Origin of the sequence: Tunicatimonas sp., from assembly GCF_049647865.1 — a bacterium.
GTDB lineage: Bacteria > Bacteroidota > Bacteroidia > Cytophagales > Cyclobacteriaceae > Tunicatimonas.
Genome location: NZ_JBARYM010000053.1, coordinates 1 through 2,022, shown reverse-complemented (window position 1 = coordinate 2,022; position 2,022 = coordinate 1). Strand labels below are relative to the sequence as shown.

2 protein-coding genes are annotated in these 2,022 nt (G+C 43.4%); both read right to left on the bottom strand.

Annotated elements, in window-relative coordinates:
* Window positions 1–270 (bottom strand): hypothetical protein (locus WBA23_RS02010; protein WP_424580567.1); only part of this gene is annotated, 270 nt, incomplete at its 3' end.
* A gap of 117 nt (window positions 271–387) precedes the next feature.
* The coding region (locus tag WBA23_RS02005) for a hypothetical protein (protein WP_424580566.1) at window positions 388–2,022 on the bottom strand (1,635 nt) is incomplete at its 5' end.

Sequence of the window (2,022 nt, the reverse complement as noted above, 5' to 3'; positions counted from 1 at the left end):
GTCTACCAATGCATTCCAAAAATGACCAATAGTAGAAGCCGGATTAATAAGTAACAGAAAATGCCGCGAATTAGAAACGATTTGATGAACTACGTTCGATTGAATTAAGATAGGAACTTCTGATGTAATTGTTTTGGTGTCTCCGCTAATAGTGATACTACTTTCTAGGGGAATGCTCAGCTGGATAGCGTAGTGTTTATGCTTTTGGTTATTATCAAAGTCACCAATAAACCAACCAAAGTCCCGGTCAATATGAATACGATTTTTCATTTACTACAAACGGTTCGGCACTCACTACTAAACCTCCGATACGAAAGTTCATAACTATGCGTTCTTTCTACTGGAATTGCTAACTTAGTGACTAATATAGTAAGTATACTGATAGACTCAACATTGATAAAGAGGGAAAATATTTTCAATTAATCCGTTGTATTTCAGCATGTTAGCGGCGGATTCTGCCTTTTTGTAAGTTTGTTTAGCTTTGGCTACTTCTCCCTCAGTGCGAAAGAGTAGCGATTCTAGTAAGTGATAGCTTACTAAATTATATTGACGAGAGTGGACATCAAATAAGTAAGGTTTTATGCGACCAAAAGTAGCTTTGGCCTGCTCAGATTTCCCCAGACGCACTTGAATATTTGCCAGATTGAGTAGCAACTGATGGTGAAATGAAGCTCCGACAAAAGTTTCGTCGGTAGCGTATCGCCGCTCCGCATTTTTTAGTACCAGGTTGGCATCATCATAGTGTTCGCACCAGATGAGAGCCTCCGAAATGATTGTATGATAGGTAGGCAAATGTCGCCCCAGAGCACCCAACTCTGGCATCTGCTCTTCTATCTTATGCAGGTGACTAATCATTTCGGCTCCTATTCCACTTCCGTAGTAGTGCTCGTATAGTAGCAAACAAGCGAATCTTCGTCCGAGTGGGGTAGGATGAATAGAAAGGTCAGGTTCTATTTGCGTAATAATCTGGCAAGCCGCTTGGCACTCATTACGGTTCCCACTTAGAAAACCCTTCAAAAATAGCAGACAGTTGACAAATAAGCGAGCTTCAGGAGTAGTCTTATGTTGAGCGTAAATAGTAAGACCTTCGTAGTGGTGGAGTACCAGATAGTCTATATCAACAAAGAACTCAAAGTAGTAAGCCCGCCCTAACGGATGCTGAGCGTAGATCGGCCACAGCTTCTCCCGTAGTTCTGCGTGGCGCCGTAACTGAATCCCTAAGGTGATAACCAGATGAAAAATAATAGAGTCATTATACGTTTTATCCACGAAGAGAAAATCCAGATCGAAGAATTGGCTGAGGAATTCCACGTTTTTTTCTCTGAATCCCAGCAGAATGAGCCAGCGCAATATTTCGGGCAGCACCTCACTTCGCTCAAATAGGCGACCTAGTTGTTTTGCTAGGTCGATATCTACTCGGTTGTGATGTTGCTGCAGATAATACGACACTACAGTATACGCCAACACCTTGGTATTGGCAAAGCGTACCATTTTATCGGCATCAAACAATCCTCGCAGCTCCAGCGATTCCTCCAGAATTCCGGCTTTCAACAGTTCTTCGTAGGCGGTAGTGGAGGTATCAGCAGTAAAAAGCTCGGTTTTAATTACGCTATCAGTTAATTGATGCTGAGTAATTAAAGAAATGATACGCTGGATGAGGTGCAGTTTTTCGTAAGCGTAGGGGCCACGCTCAATTTGCTCACGAACAAATAGTTCTACCAACGAAAGCTCATCAATAGCCTCGGGGGAAGAAAAATGGTCAGCAGTCAGATACAATTGTAGGAAAAACGGATTTTGCAGTAGCTCTTGCGTATGAAGGGGTAGCGCTGTCAGGTCTTGACCTTGCCGGTCGGGATAGTGCGTATGGTACGCCCGAATAATTTGCTCAATCTCATTCCAACTGAGCGGGGGCAAGTTCCCCTTTACTAAGTTTCCTACCTCCGCTACCGTGTACCAGCACTGGGTTTGCCGAAGTTGCTGGCGTAATGGATTAATCACTTGTTGCCAGAGCGGTACTTGCAC